Source organism: Chitinophaga fulva, from assembly GCF_012927205.1.
Lineage (GTDB): Bacteria > Bacteroidota > Bacteroidia > Chitinophagales > Chitinophagaceae > Chitinophaga > Chitinophaga fulva.
This window is the reverse complement of the sequence record NZ_JABBGC010000002.1, coordinates 1,094,827-1,119,143: the sequence shown is the minus strand read 5'-3', so window position 1 is coordinate 1,119,143 and position 24,317 is coordinate 1,094,827. Positions and strand designations below refer to the sequence as shown.

Genomic DNA, 24,317 nt, shown 5'->3' with positions numbered 1-24,317 from the left:
ATCGGCGATCGGCAGTTACGCCACTATTTGTTACCATATGGAAAATGACATCGACTATACGTTTTACAGAAAGCACCTGAGCAATATCGCAATGCTCACGGATGAAGAGTGGGAGTGCCTGGCAGCGATGCTGTCAACCAGGTATTACAAAAAGAAGGAACTTTTCCATGCAGAAGGAAAGGTTTGCCAGACGGTGGGATTTATCATGGAGGGTTGTTTCCGGTCGGTCAGGAACGTTGATGGCAACGAAAAGACTTTTGACTTTGCCATTGAACATGAATTTGTCACGGATTATCATAGTATCATCACCAAAAGTGTATCACAGGTGAGCATATTGGCCGTAGAGGATTCAATCGTGGTTTCCGCGGATGCGGAAAGGATGCTGGCCCTTTTCGATACAACGATGACCTGGCAAAAAATAGGCAGGCATTTGGCTGAATATGTTGCCTGCTATTACCAGGAGCGTTTGATTGCTTCTTATTATGAAACGCCAAAGATGCGGTACGAAAGACTGATGAAAACGTCTTCACAATTGTTTTTACGCATCCCGCATCATATCCTGGCCAACTATCTGGGTCTTACAAAAGAAACCTTAAGCAGGCTGAGAAATTCCAGTCGGAAGGTCTGAGCCGTTCAACATATAATCTAAAATCGGCGCACATTTCTCCTTACATGGCTTGTAATAAGCGCCATGTTTCCAGGTGGCCGATTTTGGCGATAAGCCCCACCAGAATTCCACTAAAGCCAAAGGCTCCATCTGGTGACGAAAGGCATGTTGCAGTAATTTGGGCCCTGCACATTCCCCGGCGCCTGCAGGCGGTTGTTTGTAGCCGTGGGCGGTGAAGATATCCACCATGTTTTTTACATGGCCAGCCTTATTGCTAAAATTATATTGTTCCAGCAGCCTTCGTTGTAATCTGACGGAATGGGTTTTACGCAACTCCTTTAACTGTCCAATGGCAGACTGATGGAGAACAGCGTCTTCCCGGGAGAGCGCGGCAATTTCATTGTTGATTTCCGATAAACGGACCATGCCGGCATTTAGAAAACTGCCGGTTTTAAGTCCGTCAAATACCGGCTCTACAAACCTGTTGTGATGATTTCCATTGGCCAGCTTGCCGGAAAATGCAGACAGGTAACCCAATGTTCCGCACCGGGCGCGTACCACCAGTACGCCGAACATCTTGCCAATGACAGCGCCATGGCCATTGTTGTCCAGTCCGAAGTTATGTTTCCATTCACTTTGTCCGGCAAGATGTTGTTGAAGCTCTGTAACGGCAATTGTACAAAGCGGATGAATGTTGTCATCCTGGCTAAAGGTGAGTGTATCCGCCATTGATCTGGCGGTGTCCTGGTCTGTAAAACGACAAAAGGCGGCGCTCGTTTGTTGCTCCAGTGCTGCTACAGATGAATGATAATCGTCTTCTACATCGGTCATATACACGCTTGTGGCATAGTGCGCCGGCCTTGACAGGGCGGCTTAAAAAGATGCAAAGGTAAGCGATTTTGGCATCTCCCGTAATCAAATTAAAAAGCAATTAAAAAGTGATTAAAATCAGCTTAAATCAAACTTCAAAGTAGTGCAGAATACTGCTGTACCATTGCTGATAAAAACGACGGTGCCCGTTTCAAAATATTTTTTTCAGTAATAAGAAAGCTGTAATATTGGCAAACAATCACGATAAAAACCCAAACGACGAGCCATAATCTTTAAGCAAATCTGAATAACCCACATTTTTAAATCTGATTACACTGGAGAGTCCATCTGTCCATCATTCCAAACATGCATCGCATAAGAATCATGATGATGATTTTATTTGCAGGTGAATAATCAAGGTTTTCCCGTCACCTGAAAAATGCGTGTATACTTAAACGTTAGCTGTGAAATACAGCTATAGTAAAGCTATTTTTTCATGCATACACGATAGCGATCTAAAATCCAAAACCCAAAATCTCAACCGATGAAAAATCAAGCAATTTTTTTTCTGATCTGCCTGTTGGCAGGTGCATTCATCACTTCCTGCCAGAAAGACAACAAACAAGGCAGCGTTGATAAACCCAATATCTCCAACGACGTATTAGCACAGATCAAGGCAAAAGGTTTCAGTACCAGCAATGTACACGCCGTAAATGGTGGTTACCTCGTAGAAGGAGATATTTTTCTTAGCACAAAAGAACTTAGCCGGAAAGCTCAAAACACGAAAGTAAGAGTAGCCAAAACAGAACAGTATTCCACCAATAACCTGTTAGTCGGCCTGCCACGCACGATCACCGTAAAGGTGGTTAGCCTGGGAACCGCTTTTGTACGAGGCACCGACCTGGCCATCCAACGTTACAACGCATTGGGACTGCGCATCCGGTTCCAGCGTATTACCAGCGGTAATGCGGACATAACCATCCAGGGCTTCTATGAAGGTCCCAGTGGCGGCTATATCACTTTGGGATCATCCGGTTTCCCTACTGATGCAGGAGATCCTTTTGATGTTATCCAGATGAATACCCACCCGGCTGCATATGGCAGCAGCCCGAATGTACAGTACGTAGGTTCTGTGCTCCAGCACGAAATAGGACATTGCATCGGTATGCGCCATACCGACTATATGGACCGTTCCTATAGCTGCGGCGGCGATCCGATAGATGAAGGTGATGGTGGAGTAGGCGCCGTGTACCTGCCCGGTACCCCCAGCGATCCTGATCCGGACTCCTGGATGCTGGCCTGCTCCAATGGCGGCAACCGCACTTTCAATGCCAATGATATCATTGCATTAAATTACCTCTATCGTTAATCCATCGCTCACCGGAAATGCATGAAAAAAAGAAGGTTACACCGCGGCTATCGTGCGGTGTAACCTTGCATTAAAGACATGCTTGTCTATTTTTTATACCATATCAACATTAATGGGAAAAATAGCCGTTAATCAACCCGTTAACGGCTATTTTGTTGTGCCTGATTACTTGGTATTCATGCTGGTGATCAGTGAAACGAGTGTGCTTGCGCTAACAGGAGCCGGATTGAAAGTTACGGTGGTGTAATTGGTGCCGGGAGCAGGAGCGCCGATCGTTACTGTTTTCTGTTCAGCATAGAACTGGCCGCCAATAGAAGAGATGGCAAGGAAAGTGCCCTTCTGTCCTACGGGAATGGCGTTCTGATAGCTTAAGAAACCTTCAAAGCCCGCCGGGGGAGTGAAGATGGTATTGTAGAATTTAATGATGCTGTTGATACCGGTAGGTTTGAAGTACAGCATGGTTGGCTCTTCGCCGCCAAAGCTGGTACCGGTAGCCGGGTTGTAATTGGAGCTGAAATAGGCCAGTACAGTGGTTTTAGGGTTCGGAAGACTCATTAACCTGTCGCAGTTGGTCCATTTGATCAGGCTGTCCAGTCTGAAGTTGAGGGTGCCATTGGTACCATCAAACAGGGCATAGGCAGAAGCGGGATTGGTTACCTGCTGCCAGTCCACGCCTTTGTTGGCACTGATGGTAGTGGACAAGGTGATCAGCTGGTTTACATAATTGTAACCAGTGGTGTTGATGGTAATAGAGGTATCACCGTTCCACATCGGGACGCGCTGGTCACCTACTTTAGCCGGAGCCTGAACGTTGATGGCGCTGTCTTTACGCAACCTGAGCGGGGTGGCGCCCTGTTGTGCAGCAACAAAAAATTCGCCAAAAGACTCCAGCGGCGCACCGGTGTTGGTGGCAGTAGGCCTGTCTGCGAAGATCATACCGGCAGCATTGCTGATTTCTTTTACAGTGAATGTGATGGGACCGGTAGCAGGGCTGCCGTCAGGTCTTACCAGGGAGTTACGATAAATGGTGTACTTCCGGCCACCTTTGGTGGTAAAGGAAGCGTTTTCCTGGAGGTTGACAGTGTAAGTTTCATACGCCGGGCCATTGGCTCTCAGGAAAGTGTGGAGCTTGGATCCATCCGGATCAGGAGCTGCAACCCCATTGGCCACGAGGTTTTTTGAAGGATCGGAAGGATCGGAAAGATCGTTTTTCAATTGTTTGGTACATGCGCCAAACAGCAGGAGTACGGCAACGCCGCCCGCAACGTAGAGGGAGTTAATGCTCATAACTTTGTCTTGTGGGAATTAAAAATCGGGTTTCGAGTGATCAGTTGTTTTGCGAAAAAATTATAGGTTGAGCCGTGAAGTTACCATGTGTAACTGCTGTAATAATTCATATCAATAAATATTTTTATTTTATAGGAATGGTAGGGAGATGTTGTCGAACAATATCTTTATATTCATCGTGTTAAAGGCAGCACAACGGGAACAAATTTTATGAAGAAAATATTGATTGTATTGGGAGCCCCCAATGATCATTTGGGGAACCTGTCACAGATAGCGCAGGACAGATTAGCCTGTGCGCATAGCTTTTACAAGGCCAACAATGATTTTAAGGTAGTTTGCACAGGCGGCTTTGGTCAACACTTTAATACAACGGACAAGCCTCATTATTTTTATGCTAAAAAGTACCTGACGGACAGAAACGTTCCTGAGACCGCTTTTTTAGACTGTCCACCTTCTTCCAATACGATGGAAGATTTTCAAATGACTAAAGATTTGGTGCTTGAAGCGCAACCTGATATATTGGTGGTCATCACTTCCGACTTTCATCTGTCAAGGGCCAGGGCCCTGTACAGCAGGATTATCAATTATCCGAAAGTTGTTTTTATACCGGCTTCCTCTTCTTTGACGGAGGAACAGCTTTTGCCACTACAGGAGCATGAGGCACGGGCTTTGAAAAGACTACAGGAGTCCTGACAGCGCATATCGCAAAAAATAATCCGGGCAAGACTACCCGGATTATTTTTAGGAGTTATATGTTTTGAATATGTCTGCGTCTTTTGTTAGTCTTTATACGTTCCCACCTCACACATGGCAGCAAACTGTTGTCCGTCATAAGAACTTTTCATATTCAGCTTGAAGTAGCGGAAATTTTGTGTCGCTGAAAGTACTATGTTTTGAGGATTGGTCGTTTGTGCCAGGGTGAAATCACCCAGGGATGTCCAGGTGGAGTTGTTGTTGCTGGTCAGGATTTCTACCACTTTCACCATTCTGCTGTCCCGCTGTTTGAATGTGAACCGGTTTACATCCAATGCCTGTCCCATATCTACGGTGATGTAATGCGGATAGCTGGTAGCATTGGAAGACCACCGGGAATGCCAGAAAGAGCTGCCTGAACCGTCAATGATATTGGCGGCAGCGCCATTTTCGCTGGCCGTTTCCTCAGAGCTGAAGGCGGCTACTGTCCAACCGGTTTTATCGTATACCACCTTATCGCCGAAGGTAATCACAGGGGTGCCGTTAACGAAGCTATAGGCAGCCACATAACTGGTGATACTGCCGTTTTCATGGCAAAGCCTGATGGTAAACTCATAGCTGGTATTCCCTTTGTCCCTGAAATCACTGACTGGCATGACTATACGGAAACTGTCGGTGCCTATGGGTTTAGAGGCGAATGTTACCGAATTATACCCGCCATTATCATTACCGGTATTACGGTTGTAATAGGCGATGTCCTTCACCGGTTTGGTGGCGGAAAATTTGCCCGAAACAATAATGCTGGCTGAAGCGCTATTGTATGCCGCGTATACCCGTTTAACCTGGCATCCGGGATCTGTGTACCAGTCACCCCTGGTCACGCTGCTGAATAGCTGACCATTGGCCAGTATAGCGGCATCTGCCGGAGAAAAATAAGTAGGCGCTTTCCCCAACGTGCCGTTGCCGTAGCCCATCAGCGTAGTGCCGTACAGGATATTCTGTGACTGGGCGCCTCCATTATGCGGCAGATTAATGCCATGCCCCATTTCATGGGCCATACCGCCAATCCATTTGGTGGAAAATTTATCATCCGGTTTTCCAAGATTGATGGTGTCCAGGCCGGTATAATCCAGGGCGAAACACCACCGGCCGATTCCGTAGAACGGTCCGCCACTGGGGTCCCCGTTAGCGCCATAAGAGTAGGTGGGGATGACCACCATGATATGATCGCTTTTTTTCTCTGCCGGATGGGCAGCAAAGTAGGCATTTACTTCGGTCATCACAGCGCCGGACCCGCCGTCATACGGATAACTGTTTTTGCCCAGCTGCCCTCGGATGAGCGATATTTTCAGCTGTCCGCTGGAATCTGTTTGCAGTCCCAGTGTTTTACCGGTATATCCCCATTGGTTCATCCATTTGGAGGTGAAGTTTTGCATGTACAGGAATACGCCGTTTAGCCTTGCCCGGTATCCCGGTACGGTATCAAGGTCAGATGGAACAAAATAGACTACGTTCAGCATATAGGTCCCATTGGCCACACCGTTGGCAACACCCAACGAACTTTTGGCATCGGTTTTCTGCAGGGTGGCAGGTTCGGACTGTTTCCGGCAGCCGGTCATTGCCATCATCAGTACAGTGGTAACCACCAGGTAGTGAAAGATTTTGGTCATTGTTTACTGTTTTTAAATGAAGAATTATGGTTTTGTCAGATAGTATGTTGCGAGGTTGTTGAAGGATTTGGGTTGATGGGTAAAAAAGCGATAACGGCAACGGTTTTCCACTATGGTTGACATTTCATTGTTCTATCTAAAAATAACAAATAGTTTTTACATAGTTACAAAGAAAATAAGGGCGGCCTTCTTTCGAAGACCAGCCCTTTCTATGACCGGTTCTATACTCTCAGGGGTGTGTTAATAAAGATCCCAGAAATGTTTGGCTGCTTTGCTGTCTTTCCCGCCGATAGACTGAACAGCTTTGTCGTAGTTGCTTTTATTCAGCTGTTGTTCATCTACGGGATATGTCATGCGGGTGGGCACTACGGTTACTTCACGATCGAGGGAGCCGTCAACCGGGGCCACGAACAGGTCTTGTCCGTTAGGCTTTTTGAAGTCGAGCCTCAGCCTTTCAAACCAGCCTTCCAGTCCCTGCATGTACATGGCAAGCCATTTTTGCGTACCGATTACATTCTTCCATTGTCCGCCATTATAGGGTACGCCGGCGATGTAAGGATCAATATCGGCGGTGGCAACACCGCGGTCTTCCAGGGAAGCCCTGATGCCTTTTTTGTAGTGGTCTTCAGCAGAGCCGCTGATGATTTTCCGTTCTACAGCTTCTGCAAGGATAAATTCCACTTCGGCGTAATCCATGTAAACGCCGGGAGCTTTAGCATCCATTACGGCGCTGCCGGGCAGGGAGATGGCGCTGTTGGGGATGGTTTCTCCGTTCTGTTGGTTTAATCCGTATGCTTTACCAATATACCTGCCATTGTCTTTTGCAGGTGCTGCATAGATCGGCAGCCGGGGATCATTGATGTCGAGCATATAGTCTACTATCGTTTTGCACATGCAGAAATCGATACGGGATTTATAGGCCTCGTTCAGCGTGTTATTGTTCGGGGGAGCTTCCACATACCTGAACAGGGCATTGTCTGCATTGGAAGTGAATACCCCGGAGGTGATGGCATCGTTGACGGCCTGGCTGACGAGCGTTTGCATGGCAGGGACATCACTCACCCTCATTGCTATACGAAGCCGGAGGGAGTTGGCAAAGCGTTTCCATTTATTGACGTCCCCATTATAGATGATGTCTGTTTTGGCGGGGAATGATCCTTTGGAAGGGTCCAGTTTAGCCGCCTGGTCGCTCAGTGTTTTCAGAAGATCGGTGTAGATGGTGATCGCCTTGTCGTATGGGCTGTTGGGCCAGTCAAGGCCACCTTGTGATAATTTATAGGGAATGTCTTCGTACACATCCACCAGCATATGATAGGCCCATACTTTCATGATTTCCGCGATGGCTATCTGATTGGGAGAGTAATCGAATGATTTTTCTGTATTGATCTTAATGATCTCGTTAAGATCTTTGATGGAGCCGGCATACAGAATGTTCCAAAAGGTGTTGTTCTGGTTTTCACGGATCTGGTAGCGGCTTTCGTTGGAGTAGGTGGTGGCGGACCAGTACTGGGCGTAATGCATGCCGGTACGTCCGTTGTTCCATTCATTCCAGATGTTATCGATGGCTTTTTTCTCGGCGGAGACCAGCAGGTAGCCCGGATCGGTAGTTTTAGGATTGTTCGGGTCCTGGTTGATCTCGTCAAACTTTTTAGTACAGCTTGTTATCAGGAGTATCAGTACCGACAAGAAGCATAGTTGTTTGAATATTGTTTTCATGACATGTTTTTTAAAAGGAAACGGATAAGTTTACACCGAAAGAGCGTACAGACGGGAGGGCCGCTGCTTCAATGCCCTGTACGTTACCGGCGGATATGGCCAGGTTGGTAGGGTCGAGATGCGGATTGGCGCTATGTATCAGCCATACGTTCCTGGCAGATAATGACAGCCGGAGCTGCTGCAGCCGCAATGCGGACACAAATGATTTTTCAAAGGTGTACCCCAGGTTGATCTCTTTCAGGTAGAGATAACCGGCATCCCACATATCCAGTTCCTGTACCACATATCCGTTGTTGTTATTGAAATGATCATAGGCGGATATTACTTTCGTGTTTTTCTTACCGTCTTCCGTATATCCGTCTGCGATAGTACCGTTTTCCCTGATGCCGTTTTCAGCTGTCTCGGCCAGCAAGCCTGACTGACGGCCAAACATGGTGGTGGTGGAGAAATACTGGCCACCGACCTGGAAATCGAAGTTGACGCCCAGCGAAACACCTTTGTAACTGAATACAGAGGAGAAGCCACCGGTATAATCAGGCAGGGCGTTGCCGAGCACTGACTGGCTGGCGGCCCTGATATAGAAACCATCGGCGCCTACAAGCTTGTTGCCATTAGCATCCCGTTTGATGGCATACCCAACGATAGAGCCATATGTTTCCCCTTCACGGGCATTCACGGACACCGCAAAGGCCGCATTGGCCAGCAGCAGGTTGGTGACCCGGATACCCCTGGAGGGATCGTCGTACAGCTTTTCAATTTTATTCCTGTTGCGGGCGATATTGAAACCGAGGTCCCAGGTGAATCCGCTTTGCGTGCGGAGGGGCGTTCCTGTGAGGGCCAGTTCAAAACCTTTGTTCCTGATCAGCCCTGCGTTGATGATGGCGGTGGTATATCCGGAGGAAGCAGATATGGTCAGTGGTATGATCTGGTCTTTTGATTTTTTATCGTATACGCTGAAATCTACGCCCAGCCTGTTATGCAGGAAACGTAATTCAAGACCTGCTTCTACTTCTGTGGTGATCTCGGGCCTGATATTCGCATTGTTCAATTGATCAGGTACGGTGATATTGGCAGTGGAACCGAAGTTCTCTTCTGCCAGATAGGCCAGCAATGTACTATAGGGGACCGTGCCTTTACCTACCTGTGCCCATCCCAGTCTGAGTTTACCAAAAGATAACCAGCTGTTGTTTTTCAGCATTCCCATTTCAGAGAATACAAATGATCCGGATACTGACGGAAAGAAGTAGGAATTGTTGGCGGCGGGCAAGGTGCTGGACCATTCATTCCTGCCGGTCACATCGAGGTAAAGCATGCCCTGGTAGCCTAGTGACGCACTGCCAAAAACAGCATTCTCACGCAGTTTCTCTACGCGGTCGTATGTTTTGGCCGGTTGCCGCGAGTTGGCGAGGTTGTACCAGCCATCAATATTCAATCCGTCCTTGCTCTCTCCGCCGGTGAATTTCAGGTAGTTCTCCCTTCTGTTGATACCGGCAAAGGCAGACAGGGAGAAGTGGGTGCCGATGGACTTGTTGAAATTGATACGTCCTTCGTAGTTGTTCTCTTTTACAAAACGGGTGGCTTCGCTGTAGGAGGGGATTTCCTGTGAACCTATCGCCACTCTTTCCTGCCGGCTGTCGGTATAGAAGTCGGTCATGAATTTGGCGGTGACAGAAAGGTAGTCTGTAAGCTTGAAGTTGAAGCCTGCATTCCCGAATACACGATCGCGCCGGTCTGTTTCATAATTTTTATACCTTGTCCAGTAAGGGTTGTCGGTATACCGGGGAGGCTGATCGTCCCATGCGCCACGGTTCCATGAAATCTGGGAACCATCGTATGCGTAGGCGTAGTTTTTCAGTTTGTTCATGTCCCAGTCGCGGTGCCCGAATTCAGTGAAGCCCTGCATAACGTTCCTTCCGTGGTAGCCGGTGCCGGGCCTGCCGAGTGCGTTGGTACCGACATAGTTAACGCCTATAAAGGCTTCCAGCCGGTTGGAGATGGCATAGGTGCCGTTGAAGCTGAGAGAATTACGTTTAAGCCGGGAATTGGGTAAAACGAATTTCTGATCGAGGTTGGTGTAGGCCAATCTGAAAGCGCCTTTCTCGTTACTACCGGCAACGGCCACACTGTTGGTGAGGGTCAGCCCGGTTTCGAAGAAGCTGCGGTTGTTGTTGGGATGTGGCTCCCATGGTGCTGATACGCCGAAATCAGGGTTTTGTTTGTCTTTGTCCCATGACCAGAAGTGGCGAACGAGTTTGCCATCCAGTTTAGGGCCCCATGATACGTCGGGTTCGTAATCAGGAACGAGGTCATAAGGGCCTTTACCATCATTGTCATCATAGGTGGCCTTGCCATCTTTGAATCCTTCCGGATGCTCTTTGACATACAGTTTGGTGAATTTATAACCACCACCGTATTCATTCTGGTATTGAGGCATGATATATACCTTTTCCATTTGTGCGCCAAAGTTGTAGGTGACGCCAATGCCGCTGGCTGCGCCGGACTTCGATTTTTTGGTGGTGATGGCAATTACGCCGTTGGAGCCACGGGTGCCATACAATGCAGAGGCGGCAGCGCCTTTGAGGACAGACAACGATTCGATATCATTGGGATTGATATCCTGTATGGCATTGCCATAATCGTAGCCGCCACGGCCGCGTTCCATGTTAATGCTGTTGAGCGGATCGCTGCCGGTAAAGGAGCTGTTGTCCATCGGTACGCCATCTACCACGAACAACGGGTTGTTGTTTCCAAAGATAGAGTTGACACCGCGGATGGTGATCCTGGCCGATCCTCCCATATTGCCGGAGGAGCCGGTAACCTGTATGCCTGCTACTTTTCCGCTGAGGGAGTTAATGAAGTTGGCATCTTTCGACTGGGTAAGGTCGGCGCCTTTTACTTCCTGGACGGAGTAGCCGAGAGATTTCTTTTCCCTTTTTACGTTGAGGGCGGTTACTACTACTTCCTGCATGGTTTTGTCATCAGGTTGCAGTTCAATGTTGAAACTGGTAGCATCTCCTACCGGTATTTCTTTCAACAGGTACCCGATACTTCGGACTACCAGTACGGCATCCTTACCTGGTACAGGTAGTTTGAAATTTCCCTGCTGGTCTGTAATCGTACCGCTAGTGGCACCTTTGAGCTGGACGCTGGCAAAAGGGACAGGTGCATTGTTGCCTGTCACCTTTCCTGTCACCTGCCGTTGCTGTGCAGGCAATAGGAGGGTGATCGCCATGAGAATGGCGATAAGACATAACGTCTTTTTCATGATGGTTCAGATTTGGTTGAAAAATATAGAGGGTCCGGTCATTATGCTTCGGTCATAATCGTATTGGGTTTTCGTTAGAATGAAAAATCAGGTTGTTGATCACGGTTTCATGTAGTGAGCATCGTGCATTGGATGAGCTTACTGCAGTTGGGTTTCATACGTTGCTACAGGGCAAAGGTTCATCTTTTTAAAGATAATAAAACCGGGTGCAAAGATTCATCACTGTGGTGACAAATTATCAGATCATTACAAGAAGAGCAGGAAGAAAGGAGAGGGGCAATTATGCTGAGACAGCCTGCTGTCTGGCGGCAGGCTGCCTCAGCAAAGAATAATCTACTGCATTAATCGGGATCATCCGAAGAGATTAATTGCAAAGAATACGGGGGTTGGTTTCTGTGTAGCAACCATTATTAGGCAGCCAGGTAGGGCATCCCCAGGTGGTTGGAGGTGCTCCGCCATTTAACTGATGTTGTTCCTGATGGTTGAGCGATGCTACAATGGCTCTCTGGAGAAGTGGCTTTTTGCTTAAAGACAGTTTTTTCTTTTTCATTTTTACGTGTTTGAGGGTGTGGCAATAATATTACAGTATGATACCGCTTTGTGATTTCACTGTAATCAGGGGCACAGAATACAGAAGGGCCTTCCGGTAATGGGCTGGGTTTCGCAGTCTGGTGTACGGCTTGCAAATACAAAGCCACCGGCTACATGTGCTTGCTGATGCTGTGTGAGGGCAGTCAGGGTTTCTTTTTTCAGCGTGAGCTTTTTCTCTAACTGAATTTTTTTCTTTTTCATAACATCGTTTTTTGATTACAGCCTCCCCTGTCTTTAACACGGAGTAACGCCATGGGGCGGATTTTCAGCGCAAAGATTTGGTGAGGATCAATATGTGTCAGGGAATGTGGGCATAGTACGGGTTATTTATCTGAGATGCTTAAGATAAAGAAACTTTCTGAAACAGCAACAAAAAAAGTTTGACATCCGAACGCTGTGACATGCTATAGGTATACAAGGGTCCTTAACACGGGCACCTGATTCGTGGTGTGCGATGTAACTGATTTTACGATAGTTATAAGAGTACATGACAAGTATAATTCCGGGGCGGACATCGATAACAATAATTTAAACTTACTGCGCTGTCGCGAATTTTACAGGCCCGGTAAGCGTCATAATCTGCCAGGACCCGCCAATGCTTTTGTTTTTCTGAAATTTTTGCAGTTACTTTATACTGTAACCCCGGCCGCAGTAGACAATGCCGTATGATTAATATTCTGTTCTGTCTGTTGAGGTTTGGCCGCTGAATCCTTTCGGATCATGCTTTAAATAGTAATACTATGGCACTACCATTTTTAGAAATTATTGAGTCGTTAACTCCTGACCCAAATGTGCTCATGTGGAAGTTTGCGGATGCTGACAAAGAGATAAAAAACGGCGCAATGCTCACCGTCCGTGAAAGCCAGCATGCCATGTTGCTGAACGAAGGCCAGCTGGCGGATGTGTTCCCGGCCGGCAGGTACAGCCTGAAAACGGAGAATATCCCGGTGCTTTCCCGGCTGCGTGGCTGGAAGTACGGATTTGAAAGCCCTTTCAAAGCAGACATATACTTCTTCAATACACATCAGTTTGTAAACCTGAAATGGGGTACGCCTGCTCCGATACTCATGACAGATGCGGTATTCGGGCAAGTACGTATCCGGGCTTTCGGTACCTATAATGTACGTATCACCGACGTGGCGAAATTCTTTAGAGAATACGCAGGCACCTGGCCCAGGCTCACTATCACCGAGCTGGAACTGCAATTGCGGGATTTTATCGCCCCGAAGTTCGGAGAAGTAATGTCACTCGCCAAAGTGCCGGTGGTGGAAGCTGCTGCCAATATTCCTGCCCTGAACGAGAAAATACAACCGCTCATTCAGCCTTACTTTACTGACTTCGGAGTGGAAGTGACACGTTTCACCATTACCAGCATCACACTGCCGGAAGAAGTGCTGCAGCAATACGATAAAGTGACGGGCATGAACATGGTCACAGACATGAATAAGTTCTCACAATACAGCATTGCCAATGCGATGGACAAAGAAGGTGCTGTGCTGGGCGATGGCGCGAGACAAGGCGTCATGTTAGGCATGATCACCAATATGATGAACCAGCAGCAGCCCCCCGCACCAGGTAAACCCGCTCTGGCTGATGATATCACAGAACGGCTTCGTAAACTGAAATCACTGTATGAAGCAACGCTGATCACTGAAGCGGAATACACCGCCAAAAAGCAGGAACTGCTGAATTTACTCTGATCCTATATGCAGCTTTATGAACGACGAGAATAAAAAAAGAACGGCTTCCTTCCTGGAAAAGCTCAAACAAAAAACGACCACGCAACAACATTATGGTGGCGACATGCCCGATGAAGAAGCGAAAATGGATATCCGTGATTGTCCCAATTGCGGCGCCGGACGGGCCTATCATAAAGGTCTTACCAAATGCGCCTACTGTGGTTTTGAATTCATGAACATCACACTGACAGACGGCATCCATATCAAAAAAGAAAATAACTCATAATACATGTTTGGTTTTTTTAAGGAGAAGTACAATAACCCTGAACTGCTTAGTGAGCTGAAATCCAGGAAGGACCGCTGGTTTGTTTTCCTGGACAAACTCGAAGCCCGCATCGGTGAACTAACTGCCGCCGGCATACCAGAATTGCAACAGGTTTTTAATGAAGATACAGACCCGTATAAACGTTCCCACTATCATATGTTGCAAGGCCTGATGGGGCAGATCAACAACATGCGGGACAAAGCCAATAATGTGAAGGAAGAGAATATCATTTCCTTCGTGTATTGTGCTGAAGCGGATTTGCCGGCCATTACCACTCCGGCAGGCAGCGAATATCATCGTTACATGTTTGATTTCAGGATCGCTTGCCTGGACCGGTATAATATTTTCGATGAAAAGCTGAATGAAGCATTGGAAGCACTACGGCATGCAGCCGGCGAGCGTGACCTGGAAAGTACCTACCAGCAGCAGCTGGCAGCCTTCGAAAAAATCAGGGACCAGTTTGCCTGCAAACAATGTGGTGGTAATCTGACCATTCCGAAGATGTTCTTTATTGATACCTACGTTACCTGTCCGTTCTGTCAGTCGCAGAATACCTTCAGTCCGTCTACTGGGGCCAGAATGGTGCTGCATAACGCGCGGGAACTGGCGGAGCAACGTACTGCGGGTCTTCGTCAGGCATATGAGAACAGCCGTCCGCAAGACCCTGAGCTGTACAAAAAATACCTTCGCGCCATGTTTGATGAGTGGAATAAGATAGTCCCGGAGATGGCCGGGGAGAATGAAAAATTCTATCAACGATTATTGGAAGAGTACACTTTTAATCATTATAAATAGATCGTTTATGTCTGAAAATCCGTTATTAGCACCTATTCACGGCATTACCCTGGAAGATTACAGCGCAGCCTGCGCAAAATTAGGCAGCGGTTTGAGCGAGGCTGATGTGGCCACCGCCCTCGGTGTGGAATTGCCGGTGTGGCAGGAAGCCAATCTCCTGTGGCCTGAGCGCATGAAGCAGGATGCTTCTTTCGAGATTGTTACCCTGTTCGGACAATATTTTGGCCAGGCAGATCAGCATCCCAAATTCAGCAACCTGAAAGCCAATACTTCTGCAGCAGGAAATGCGAATACAGAAAGAATAAAATCCGATAAAGACTTTTACCAGGAGCTGGAAGTGGCCAGGAGCGTAGCATACGAATATGGTCTGGACGGCGCCCAGTGGGTGGCTGATAAATACGGTATCACCCTTGGTGATTTCCAGATTGCGGCATCTGTCTGGAGTGACCAGATCCACCGGGATATTCAGGCTAACTTCCAAGCCTATACGTCACAGCAGGATGCCTATAAAGCCAAATATCAGCAGCTGTTTGCAGATGCCCAGGGAGGCAATGTAGCAGATGATATTGAGTTTTAATCTGTCAATAAGTGGTCAACATATATTAAAGCCGTATCAATCGTATGATTGGTGCGGCTTTTAATGTTTGAGCATGGGGCCGTTTTAAGCGGGATATGTTGCAAAGGAGGTATATTGGAAACCGCGCTGGCGGCGGTTTCCTGTTTGTTGTGAATCTGCTGCTTTTAGCCAACGTTACAGACCTCTCCGAACGTCCATGGATTGCATGTCCTTCCGATAGTGGTGAGGCGACCGCCTTTTATGGCTGCGAGCTGGTTGTCAGCCATCATGGTGCCGGGCTCCTGTAACAGTACACCGACTGTTTTTTTGTTCAGTGTCAGTGTTGGGTTCAACGGGTTTTTCTTTTTCATAACATTAAGATTTAAAGGATGATTTCGCCCTGTCTTTGGCCAGGATGGCCACGCCATGGGCGATTTTCAGCGTTCAGTAATATCGCTTTTCCCGTTACAATCCATTGCTTTGTGGGCAATAGGAGGGTGGTTGCCACGAGAATGGCAATAAGAGGCAAAGGCTTATATGATGGTGTAAGTTTGCCGGAAGAATATAGGCGGTCCGGTTATGATGTCTGGGTTATGGTTGAAAAAAGACGATTAACTCTTTTGCAATTTTTTCCGGGCTGTTGTCGTTATCGGCGGCCGTATGTCCCAAACCGCGAAATTCTACACGCTTTGCTTGCGGTAAAGCGGTGCTTAATGCATCAAGTGCCAGTTTAAGGTAACGTAGGCTCCTGGTCCCACCCATCAGTAGCATTTCAGCTTTAATTTCTTTACATCGATCTATAATTCCAGGTGATTCACGTACCAATATGAGATCGTAATGCATGGTGGGTATTAAGGATTTCAAAGGCACGTCATCGCCCGCTTGTTTCTTTGCTTCTGCGTTTATACCAATATTTAGCAATGGTGCAATAAGAAAGCTTGGCAAGGCTGTAAACAAAGAGGGGTCATCGGTGCCTTTTATGGCCGTGAACATTGCTTTTCCAAAGTTTCCGCGGGAGAGGGCTGATTCATAGCGACTGCCCCAGGCTGCAGGGTCAGTTCCATTGACAGGGATCGGAGGTTCGTAGAGTACTACTTTTTTAAGCGCTGGCTCTATGATGGCCGTTTGAAGTACACCGATAGCACCAGAACTAAGCCCAAATATCTTATCCGATGCGGTCTCATGGATTAATGCCTGCAAATCCTCGCTTTCTGGTCCAATGCCATAGTCCGGGCCAAACGGACCGCTTAAGCCGCGTCCCCGCCTGTCTGGAATATAAACAGTGAATTGATTGGATAAGAAGCTGGCAAGTTTTATGAAATTTTTAGAGGTCATCATCCCGCCATGGACAAGAATAACTCCCGGCCCGGAACCGGTTTGTCTATAACCAACTTTTGTTCCGTCCTTTGATATAACATAGCCGGTAGTATATTTCTCTAAGAGGGCCATTGCCTGATCTACGTTTATAATGTAAAAGAAAGTACGATAAAGTTGTGTTACCCTGGTCCATTTCTGTCCGATCAAATATCAGCTGTTACATCTTTATAAAGATAGTAAAAGTCAAAGCTAAAACCCATCCATGTTTTAGATTGTCGCGTTTTTACAACTAAAGGTAGCATCGCAGGAATGAATCCGCAGAGCTGAGAACTTTCTTAGTTGGTCCACCGGCAGGCAGGATTTTGTTTGTGTATCCGTTAAATATTTTTTTGCCGGTTACAAATAATTATCGGTTGCATTTTGCCGCTGTAACGGCGCAATGGCCTTTTCGCTGCAGTGGTTTGTATAATTTCCAGTATACCGGTAACGGGCATACTTTTCTGGTGGGGCTGCGATATTGTAGCAACAAGGGATTGTAGTTTAACGATCATTTTCCCACTCTTCAAATTAGCTAGTTATGAAAATCCCCCCTCTGATTACTATTGTATTACTATGCCTGTTATGCTGGTCACGTACATCAGCCGGCAAGCCCGCAAATCCAACGAGTGCACAGTTTGCCGTCGACACGTCTGTTTCTTCACTGATCAGCAGTGCAGAATGGGACGTCCTCTTTCCTCACCGTTTTAATCCGGACGACCGTACCGGCGCTGGAACACTGCCCACGAGCCCTGCCAGGGATTTCTATTCCTATAACAACTTCGTGGAAGCGGTACGGCGTATGGCCAATGTAAAAGTACTGCTGGAAAGACGCTGTGGTACTGATTACTACCGGATCACCCGTACCGACAAAACCACGGGTGCTACCACCGTGATCCGGACCGACCCCGGGTTCAATGATCCTACCTGGAACGGGCTCGCCATCGTTACACAGGTGCTGGACTATGGCACCTTCGCAGGAGAAGGTGATATCAATGCCCGGAAACGGGAGCTGGTAGCCTTTCTGGCCAACATCTCCCAGGAAACCACCGGGGGCTGGCCTACGGCCCCGGGCGGACAATACGCCTGGGGATTGTATTTCCGCGAAGAACAAGGCTACGAAGGCACCAACAACATCGGTTACCGGGATGAGACCAATACCATATACCCTCCCGCACCCGGGAAATCGTATCATGGCAGGGGCCCCATTCAGATCAGCTACAACTACAACTATGGCCAGGCCAGTGAGCTGATATTCGGTGACAAAAACGTGTTGCTGGCCAATCCGGAAAAGGTGATACAAGACGGTGTGATCGCCTTCGAAACCGGTCTCTGGTTCTGGATGGCGCCTCAGTACCCCAAACCGTCCTGCCATGATGTAATGATCCCCGGCAAATGGACGCCCACACCTGCCCAACAGGCTGCAGGCATTAAGCCCGGATTTGGCGCTACCGTCAACATTATCAATGGTGGTATCGAATGCGGCAGCGGACAGGAAAACACCAAAGTACTGAGCCGCATCGCACACTTCCAGCGCTATGCCACTATCAAGCAGGTGAGCCTGGAACTCAACGGTGGCAATAACACTGCCAACTGCGGATGTGCCAACATGTCCAGGTTCACCGTCGACAACGGAGAGTGCGCCAGCCTTACATCCATCCGTTTCCTGCAACCCGCCAATGGAATTCTTTCCACTACATCACTGGGCCCGGTTACCGTGGCCGTTACTAAAAATGACCCCCGCAATGAGATCAGCAAAATTCAGATCATTGTAAATGGCCAGCTTTTCAATGACTCTGTTATTCAATGGACGCCACCGGCATACAATAAGTATACTGCTACGGCAAAGGGTATACGAAATGGGCTGGATACCGTCACCTCCACAGTAAGTTTTGCCGTATGGAACAGCAGTACCTTTGAAGGTTGCGCCAATCTCCCGCCATGGCAGGCCTCCCAGAACTACACCGCTGCGGGAAACATTGTACTGTACAATAACAATATTTACCGCAACAAATGGTGGGCAGGCAGCGCTAGCGTGCCTGGCAGCAGCGATACCTGGGAACTGCTCGGCGCCTGTACCGGCGGCCCCCGGACGGATACCGGCTGCAGCGGCATCGCAGAATGGATGTCATCTAAAGCTTATGCAACCGGCAACCAGGCGGTTTATAAAAACAAAATCTATAAGGCCAACTGGTGGACCCAAAACAATCCGCCCGACCAGAACAGCGGTGCAGGACAACCCTGGACATATGTAAAGGATTGTGGCGCCAGCGCAGCTATCAGTCAGCCAGTCAATAGTACCGTGGTATACCCCAATCCCGTTACCGGTAATGTGCTGTATGTAAAATTCGCTGCACCGGCAGGAGGGAAGTTTTATCTGTCGGTACTTCATAACACTACTTTACAGCGCATGCAGCAGGTGTACTATGAAGCGTCTCATGATGGTTTACATACCGTGCAACTGGATGTAAGCCGTCTCCCAACCGGCGTATGGATACTACAGGTCAGCGGTGATGGCGCCAACAGGAGCAGTGCCGTTACGTTTATTAAAAATTAAGTTTACCAGAGCCGTTAAACAGCCCTGTATGCAGCAAATCCTTCGGGAGCGTGTTGACATGCAGGGCTGCCGGCTTTTGTTTGGAGAAGGTTATCATTAGACGGAATAAGAAAGTTGCTCAAAATAATCTGTGCTGCCCGCTATAATGTTTTCGCATTATGCTTACATTTAGTCACTAAAATGTGAAACCATGGATAAGTTATTGAGTATAGGATCAGCAGCCCTGAAGAAGGCCGCGTTCAATGAAAAGGCCAAGGAGTATGTGCTGGATAACCCGGTTTTGTTCAACGTATTAAAAAAAGCAGCTGACAGGTACATCGGTGGGGAGACACTGGAAGAAACACTGACGAAGGTGATCCAGCAGAACCGCGATGGGTTTAAATGTTCGGTGGAGTTTATGGGGGAGAGTACCAGGAGTGAACAGGAGGCTAATGAAGCTACGCATGAATTTATCAGGATATGTCAGGAAATCAGCCGTCAAAAATTGTATTCAACCGTTTCGCTGGACCTCTCCCATATTGGACTGGCTATCGCTGAAGACCTGTGTTTCAACAACCTGATGGCTATTTGTACAGCAGCCGCGCAGAGCGGGACAGAAGTCATTATCAGTGCAGAAGGAACAGAGCGTACGGACGCCATCATTAATACCTATAAACGCGCGGTGAAAGAATACAATGGCGTGGGCATTACCATGCAGGCCTATCTTTACCGGTCAAAAGACGATTTTAAGGAATTAATCAAAGAACCAGGACGGATCAGGATCGTAAAGGGAGCGTTTGAGACGGTCCCCGGACTTTCTATGCCAAGGGGAGAACAACTGGATGAGGCATATCTCGGTTATGTGGATCAACTGTTGTCAGAAGGGCACCTGTGTTCAATTGCTACGCACCACGATAAAGTGCAGCAAAAAGCAAAAGAACTAATCCATCACCACCAACCGGATAAAAATAAATATGAATTCGAGAGCCTGTATGGAATTCAGACCGAACAGCTTGAAAAACTGAAAGAAGAAGGGTATCCCACTAAATTGTATTTCGTGTATGGGAAGGAGTGGTACCTCTATTTATGCAACAGGCTGGCGGAATATCCCATGAATATTTTCCGGGCATTGAACGATATCGTTAGTTGATCCGGATTAATTTCTCCTTTACCATTGCTTTAGAGAACCGGCGTTAAATACCCATTCGGGAGTATTTAGTTTACTGCCGAAGTCCGCATCATACCAGGGCATACCAGAAGCTGGTTTTTTAAGGATATGGATGTCTTGCGCCGGCATATAGCTTTGGGCAAGCAGGAATATTCTTTTGCCCGAGCGGTCCTGCGCCACATCCATAACGATAACGGCATGGCCGGGAGAACCTCCCTGGATAAAGACATCTCCCGGTTTTATGTTTTTCGTTGCCGGAACGTTCGATAGTTCGCGACTGAGAGAAACTGTACCAGCATAGGTGAACACCGTTTCCAGGTATTTTTCAAACAAGGCTCTTCCCCGTCCTGGTGTTGCGATACGCTTCCGCAACAGTTTTCCCTGCTGCAGCACGAAGCGGTCTCCCTTCAGCCAGCCGCTGAAGTCGATTCGTGTGCCGTCTGTTGCCTCGAAGGCAATTGCTTCAGCATGGCTTTTGTTATACAGGTATTCTGCCCGCAGGCGAATCACGGCATCGGCGCATTGCTGTAAGTCCTTTCCTCCTACAGGCACATCGAGTACGGCATATTGTGCTTGCTGATTTTTTTTGGGAGAGCCGTTATACAGGTATACCGTTTTGTCAGATTTTAAGGTGCAATTCCGTAGCCATTCTCCGAAGGAGTTCCTTTCCTGTGCTATCCGTACATATCCCGCGGGCAATGGTATATCAGAAACCTTCTGCTGGCCGTAAGTTGTAACTGCCAATCCGATAACCAGCAGCATCAAAAGGGATGATTTCATACAAAAAGTTTCCAGGAGGATGCAAACTGCACAAAATTCCATAACGTCCAATCGCCCTGAACTTTTATGTATGGCGTATAGGAGATCAGTTGACAAAGAGAAAACCTGCGATCAGCGCAGGTCTTCTCTTTGTCAATTGTAATATTTTCTGAAAGAAGTTATCCTGCAAAAAGTGTATTCACCAATAAAGCCAGCCGCCTGGAACCGAGCACCAGTTGTTCACCGACTAACGGTGCGCAGCGTTCGTTGTATGCTTTTTCTCCTTCCCAGGAGACGCGGAATTTTTTATCTGCCTTTTCCGTGATTCTTAAAGATTGATAGGCCTGCCTGCTTTTTTTGACGGAGTCCATGGCCCATGATTCGGCCCATGTGCGGGGCGGACCTGCCGGAGCGTCTGTTAATGTGGCATCTAATGCGTCGGCTGCTGCCGCAGGTGTTAAGGAAGGGATCAGTGAGTCCCAATAAGCGTGAAGCGTAGTGTCATGTGGCAGGGGCAATATGAGGCCATTACCGCCCTGGTCACTTTGATGCGTCAATCCTTTTTCCACGATGAGTGCCGGATCGGTGAGCAGGGTAGGGTCAGGGTCATTATCAATATAGCAGCAGGCTACGTGCAGGGGCTGGTGCAGATCGCCGATCAGGTGTGTCAGCCAGCGCAAGGCGTTTATCCTGCTCATCATCTGGGAATTTCCCTGTAGTACGTCTACTGATTTGGCGATCATTTGTACAACGTCTGTTTCGCTGGTGAATGGAGCGTACTGCTGGCGGTCGTAACTGGTAACGTCCAACGGTAAGTCCACAAAATGCCAGTGTTTATGGACCATATTGGGAAAGTCCTTGAGGAATTTGGTGGTTTCAATATCATCGGGTGCCTGGCCTTTTATTTCATCTGCCCAGGTGGCTATTTCGGCAAGACTGCTTTGTCCGATAGGCGCCAGTAGGTCACTGACTGCTTTCCTGGCGGCAGGCGTCAGGAGTTTGTCGGCTTCCATCGCGATAAATTTATGCCTGACAGGCCCCCATAATTCCTGGGGAGAAAACGCTGTAGCGGCAGTTGCGTTGGGGTTGTTTGGTGTTGGATTCATGCGTAGGGGTGGTTTGAGGTGATATCGATCGCCGCGGCAGCATTCACGCAACCGTAGCCGTAAAATACAGAATGGCCGTTCGTATAGTCGGTAGCGTTGCCGATACGGCGGGATGACAGTTGCAGGATTTGTTTCACATCGGAAGCTTTCAGTCGCGGGTTGTGAGAAAGCATCAGGGCGCATACTCCGGCTACCACAGGGGCGGCGCCGGAAGTGCCGCCAAATATCTTGGTGTAGTCGCCGGCATCGTAGCCGGCTGCGTATTCAATACCCTGGAATATAAACGTGCCTCTTACGTCAGTGGTCAGCAGGCCACGGCCTCCTTGTCCGTCGGTAGGGGCGCACACTGATATTTCCCTGCCATAATTTGAGTAACCGGCCCGTTCATCCCTGCTGGTGGATGCTGCTACGGCGATGACGTCCGGATGAATGGCGAAGCCGTTTACGGATTCCTGCTGAGGATCGTTGATATCGGTGTTAGCATTGCCTGCTGCAAAAATGATGACGCAGCCCAATCCGTTACGGCCGTTACGGGCGCAGTCTTCGATCACTTCCAGTTGCCTGGTGGATAAAACATAATAGGCGGGGGAGGCGCCCCAGCTGCAATTGATCACCCATGCGCCATTTTGAGCGGCGTAGTTAAACCAGGCTTCTATATTGTCGTCGTTGATGTTTTCGCTCCATCTGATGGGCATCAGCCTGCAGGAGGGAGCAACACCTGTTATGCCTTCGTTGTTGCTGTTTCCCAGTGCGAGCCCGGCACAGGCGGTACCGTGATAGTCACCATCGAAAGGTGTTTTCTTTCGGGGGGAAGGGTCGGGCGATTGTGTCTGGAAATCCCATGGGGCCACGACCTTACCGTTTCCTCCCAGGTCGGGATGAGTGAGATCAAATCCATCGTCGATGATAGCAACGATGCAGTCGGGGCTTCCCAGTGACTGCATTTTCTGCCAGGCCTCTACCACCCGTGCATCTGCACCTGCTTTGAGCCCGAGACTGCTGCCAAACTGAACGCCTGAATTCTGCAGGTGCCACTGTTCCTTAAAAAGCGGATCACCGGGCAAATCAAACTGGGCCAGTTTCCCCGGGGTGGACAGGTCCGGCTCTGCCAGCAGGATGTTGTCATGATGCTGTAACTCATAGGCTACCTTCAAGGGGTTCATGGAGTCGGGCGTAACGGCAACAATAAACGTTTCCTGTTTATTCCCGGCTGCATTTTCCTTTACCCTCGATGTTACGACCATCAGCTTGTAGGTGTCCAGGATGGCTTGTTTGGTGGCATCGTTGGTATCAGGAGTGAAGCGTAACGTGAGTTTACCGGTAGGGACATAAGGTACCTGGCTTTGGGGTGTATGATATACATGAGAGCCGGTGGCTATCATTTCATGTTCGCGCAACTGGTCCAGTGTTCTGTCGATATTTTCGGCGCCTTTGATATTGATCAGATGAAAGCCGCCGAGCTTTTTGTTGGTGTCGGACCATTCCAGGTCGCCACCCAGCGCGGGCATGGCAGCAGCCAGGTCCGTCGCTTTGTCCGGGCGTAATGCTATCTGGTCTTCGCTTTTATCAAGCTGAATAGTTGAGTTGCCTCTCTTTAATATAAAAGAATCCATGACCGTTGTTTGTTTAGAAATAACTTTTGCCTGCGGGTGATTCTCTTTTGGTAAACTCCTGCTGATAAGCGGGTTCGTAAAGATCAGTGATGATAAAAGTTCCGCTGGTCTCCCAGTCGTCTGCTTTCCAGTTGCCCTGCGCGTCCAGTTTTTTGTCGATGCGCTGTGACTGTATGTATATCTTTCCCCAGAACAACCATTTCCCGTTGATATACTGTACCAGGTATACCCGTACGGGATCGCTCTGGTAAATCCTCGCGCGTTCTTTTTTATAAAAGGAAAATATCTTTCCGCTTACCTGGTCAATGGTTACCGGCTCTTTTATATGTTTTCCCAGGTCGAGGACAGTATCCGGAAAGCCCTGCTCTGTGGAGATCACCAGGGTGTCGTTTATTTCTATCATGCTTCCCATAGGTCAT

22 protein-coding genes are annotated in these 24,317 nt (G+C 48.3%); 9 read left to right on the top strand and 13 right to left on the bottom strand.

Annotated elements, in window-relative coordinates:
- The first annotated feature begins 37 nt into the window (after nucleotides 1–37).
- The gene (locus HHL17_RS21100) at nucleotides 38–628 is read left to right on the top strand and encodes a Crp/Fnr family transcriptional regulator (RefSeq protein WP_169226770.1); all 591 of its coding nucleotides are present in this window, start codon (nucleotides 38–40) and stop codon (nucleotides 626–628) included.
- Here the strand turns inward: HHL17_RS21100 and HHL17_RS21095 are convergent.
- Complete coding sequence (locus HHL17_RS21095; RefSeq protein ID WP_206156112.1) at nucleotides 593–1,438, bottom strand: pseudouridylate synthase; 846 nt, start codon at nucleotides 1,436–1,438, stop codon at nucleotides 593–595. The two genes, HHL17_RS21100 and HHL17_RS21095, sit on opposite strands and share 36 nt — an antisense overlap.
- A gap of 523 nt (nucleotides 1,439–1,961) precedes the next feature.
- Between HHL17_RS21095 and HHL17_RS21090 the strand changes: the two genes are divergently transcribed.
- Nucleotides 1,962–2,786 (top strand): M57 family metalloprotease, encoded by an 825-nt coding sequence (locus HHL17_RS21090; RefSeq protein ID WP_169226769.1) that lies wholly within the window; start codon nucleotides 1,962–1,964, stop codon nucleotides 2,784–2,786.
- Nucleotides 2,787–2,951: 165 nt separating this feature from the next.
- On the opposite strand, the gene HHL17_RS21085 is transcribed toward HHL17_RS21090, so the two are convergent.
- The gene (locus HHL17_RS21085) at nucleotides 2,952–4,073 is read right to left on the bottom strand and encodes a hypothetical protein (RefSeq protein WP_169226768.1); all 1,122 of its coding nucleotides are present in this window, start codon (nucleotides 4,071–4,073) and stop codon (nucleotides 2,952–2,954) included.
- Nucleotides 4,074–4,283: 210 nt separating this feature from the next.
- On the opposite strand from HHL17_RS21085, the gene HHL17_RS21080 reads away from it, so the two are divergent.
- Nucleotides 4,284–4,766, top strand: a complete 483-nt coding sequence (locus HHL17_RS21080) for a YdcF family protein (RefSeq protein WP_169226767.1) — start codon at nucleotides 4,284–4,286, stop codon at nucleotides 4,764–4,766.
- Nucleotides 4,767–4,852: 86 nt separating this feature from the next.
- Here HHL17_RS21080 and HHL17_RS21075 read toward each other — a convergent pair whose 3' ends face one another.
- The 5 genes from HHL17_RS21075 to HHL17_RS21055 all read right to left on the bottom strand — a co-directional run bounded on the left by HHL17_RS21075 (nucleotide 4,853) and on the right by HHL17_RS21055 (nucleotide 12,209).
- Nucleotides 4,853–6,436, bottom strand: coding sequence for a discoidin domain-containing protein (locus HHL17_RS21075; RefSeq protein ID WP_169226766.1), 1,584 nt, complete (start codon nucleotides 6,434–6,436; stop codon nucleotides 4,853–4,855).
- A gap of 240 nt (nucleotides 6,437–6,676) precedes the next feature.
- Complete coding sequence (locus HHL17_RS21070) at nucleotides 6,677–8,152, bottom strand: SusD/RagB family nutrient-binding outer membrane lipoprotein (RefSeq protein ID WP_169226765.1); 1,476 nt, start codon at nucleotides 8,150–8,152, stop codon at nucleotides 6,677–6,679.
- A gap of 10 nt (nucleotides 8,153–8,162) precedes the next feature.
- Nucleotides 8,163–11,417, bottom strand: coding sequence for a SusC/RagA family TonB-linked outer membrane protein (locus tag HHL17_RS21065; protein WP_169226764.1), 3,255 nt, complete (start codon nucleotides 11,415–11,417; stop codon nucleotides 8,163–8,165).
- A gap of 364 nt (nucleotides 11,418–11,781) precedes the next feature.
- Complete coding sequence (locus HHL17_RS21060; RefSeq protein WP_169226763.1) at nucleotides 11,782–11,967, bottom strand: class I lanthipeptide; 186 nt, start codon at nucleotides 11,965–11,967, stop codon at nucleotides 11,782–11,784.
- Nucleotides 11,968–12,032: 65 nt separating this feature from the next.
- A complete protein-coding gene (locus HHL17_RS21055; RefSeq protein WP_169226762.1) occupies nucleotides 12,033–12,209 on the bottom strand; it encodes a class I lanthipeptide in 177 nt (58 codons plus the stop codon).
- 539 nt (nucleotides 12,210–12,748) lie between these two features.
- Between HHL17_RS21055 and HHL17_RS21050 the strand changes: the two genes are divergently transcribed.
- From HHL17_RS21050 to HHL17_RS21035, 4 genes are read left to right on the top strand one after another with little or no spacing between them, the layout of a single operon-like run.
- Complete coding sequence (locus tag HHL17_RS21050) at nucleotides 12,749–13,708, top strand: SPFH domain-containing protein (RefSeq protein ID WP_169226761.1); 960 nt, start codon at nucleotides 12,749–12,751, stop codon at nucleotides 13,706–13,708.
- 16 nt (nucleotides 13,709–13,724) lie between these two features.
- On the top strand, nucleotides 13,725–13,973 hold the full coding sequence (locus tag HHL17_RS21045) for a hypothetical protein (protein ID WP_169226760.1): 249 nt from the start codon (nucleotides 13,725–13,727) through the stop codon (nucleotides 13,971–13,973).
- 3 nt (nucleotides 13,974–13,976) lie between these two features.
- Nucleotides 13,977–14,807, top strand: a complete 831-nt coding sequence (locus HHL17_RS21040; protein ID WP_169226759.1) for a hypothetical protein — start codon at nucleotides 13,977–13,979, stop codon at nucleotides 14,805–14,807.
- Nucleotides 14,808–14,814: 7 nt separating this feature from the next.
- Entirely contained in the window at nucleotides 14,815–15,384 is a 570-nt protein-coding gene (locus HHL17_RS21035; RefSeq protein ID WP_169226758.1) for a DUF6620 family protein, read from the top strand.
- Between the two features lie 164 nt (nucleotides 15,385–15,548).
- Here the strand turns inward: HHL17_RS21035 and HHL17_RS21030 are convergent, their stop codons facing one another.
- On the bottom strand, nucleotides 15,549–15,734 hold the full coding sequence (locus HHL17_RS21030; RefSeq protein WP_169226757.1) for a hypothetical protein: 186 nt from the start codon (nucleotides 15,732–15,734) through the stop codon (nucleotides 15,549–15,551).
- A 220-nt stretch (nucleotides 15,735–15,954) separates the two neighbouring features.
- On the bottom strand, nucleotides 15,955–16,887 hold the full coding sequence (locus HHL17_RS21025; protein ID WP_169226756.1) for an alpha/beta fold hydrolase: 933 nt from the start codon (nucleotides 16,885–16,887) through the stop codon (nucleotides 15,955–15,957).
- A 370-nt stretch (nucleotides 16,888–17,257) separates the two neighbouring features.
- Here HHL17_RS21025 and HHL17_RS21020 point away from each other — a divergent pair, with 370 nt between their 5' ends.
- Nucleotides 17,258–19,273, top strand: coding sequence for a glycoside hydrolase family 19 protein (locus HHL17_RS21020; RefSeq protein WP_240975927.1), 2,016 nt, complete (start codon nucleotides 17,258–17,260; stop codon nucleotides 19,271–19,273).
- 190 nt (nucleotides 19,274–19,463) lie between these two features.
- Nucleotides 19,464–20,402, top strand: a complete 939-nt coding sequence (locus HHL17_RS21015) for a proline dehydrogenase family protein (protein WP_169226755.1) — start codon at nucleotides 19,464–19,466, stop codon at nucleotides 20,400–20,402.
- An 18-nt stretch (nucleotides 20,403–20,420) separates the two neighbouring features.
- Here the strand turns inward: HHL17_RS21015 and HHL17_RS21010 are convergent, their stop codons facing one another.
- The 4 genes from HHL17_RS21010 to HHL17_RS20995 all read right to left on the bottom strand — a co-directional run bounded on the left by HHL17_RS21010 (nucleotide 20,421) and on the right by HHL17_RS20995 (nucleotide 24,310).
- Nucleotides 20,421–21,200, bottom strand: a complete 780-nt coding sequence (locus HHL17_RS21010; RefSeq protein ID WP_169226754.1) for a DUF4846 domain-containing protein — start codon at nucleotides 21,198–21,200, stop codon at nucleotides 20,421–20,423.
- 158 nt (nucleotides 21,201–21,358) lie between these two features.
- Entirely contained in the window at nucleotides 21,359–22,285 is a 927-nt protein-coding gene (locus HHL17_RS21005; protein ID WP_169226753.1) for a S1/P1 nuclease, read from the bottom strand.
- Nucleotides 22,282–23,898, bottom strand: a complete 1,617-nt coding sequence (locus HHL17_RS21000) for a S8 family peptidase (RefSeq protein ID WP_169226752.1) — start codon at nucleotides 23,896–23,898, stop codon at nucleotides 22,282–22,284. Before HHL17_RS21000 ends, HHL17_RS21005 begins: the two co-directional genes overlap by 4 nt.
- A 13-nt stretch (nucleotides 23,899–23,911) precedes the next feature.
- Nucleotides 23,912–24,310 (bottom strand): hypothetical protein, encoded by a 399-nt coding sequence (locus HHL17_RS20995; protein WP_169226751.1) that lies wholly within the window; start codon nucleotides 24,308–24,310, stop codon nucleotides 23,912–23,914.
- Nucleotides 24,311–24,317: the final 7 nt, after the last annotated feature.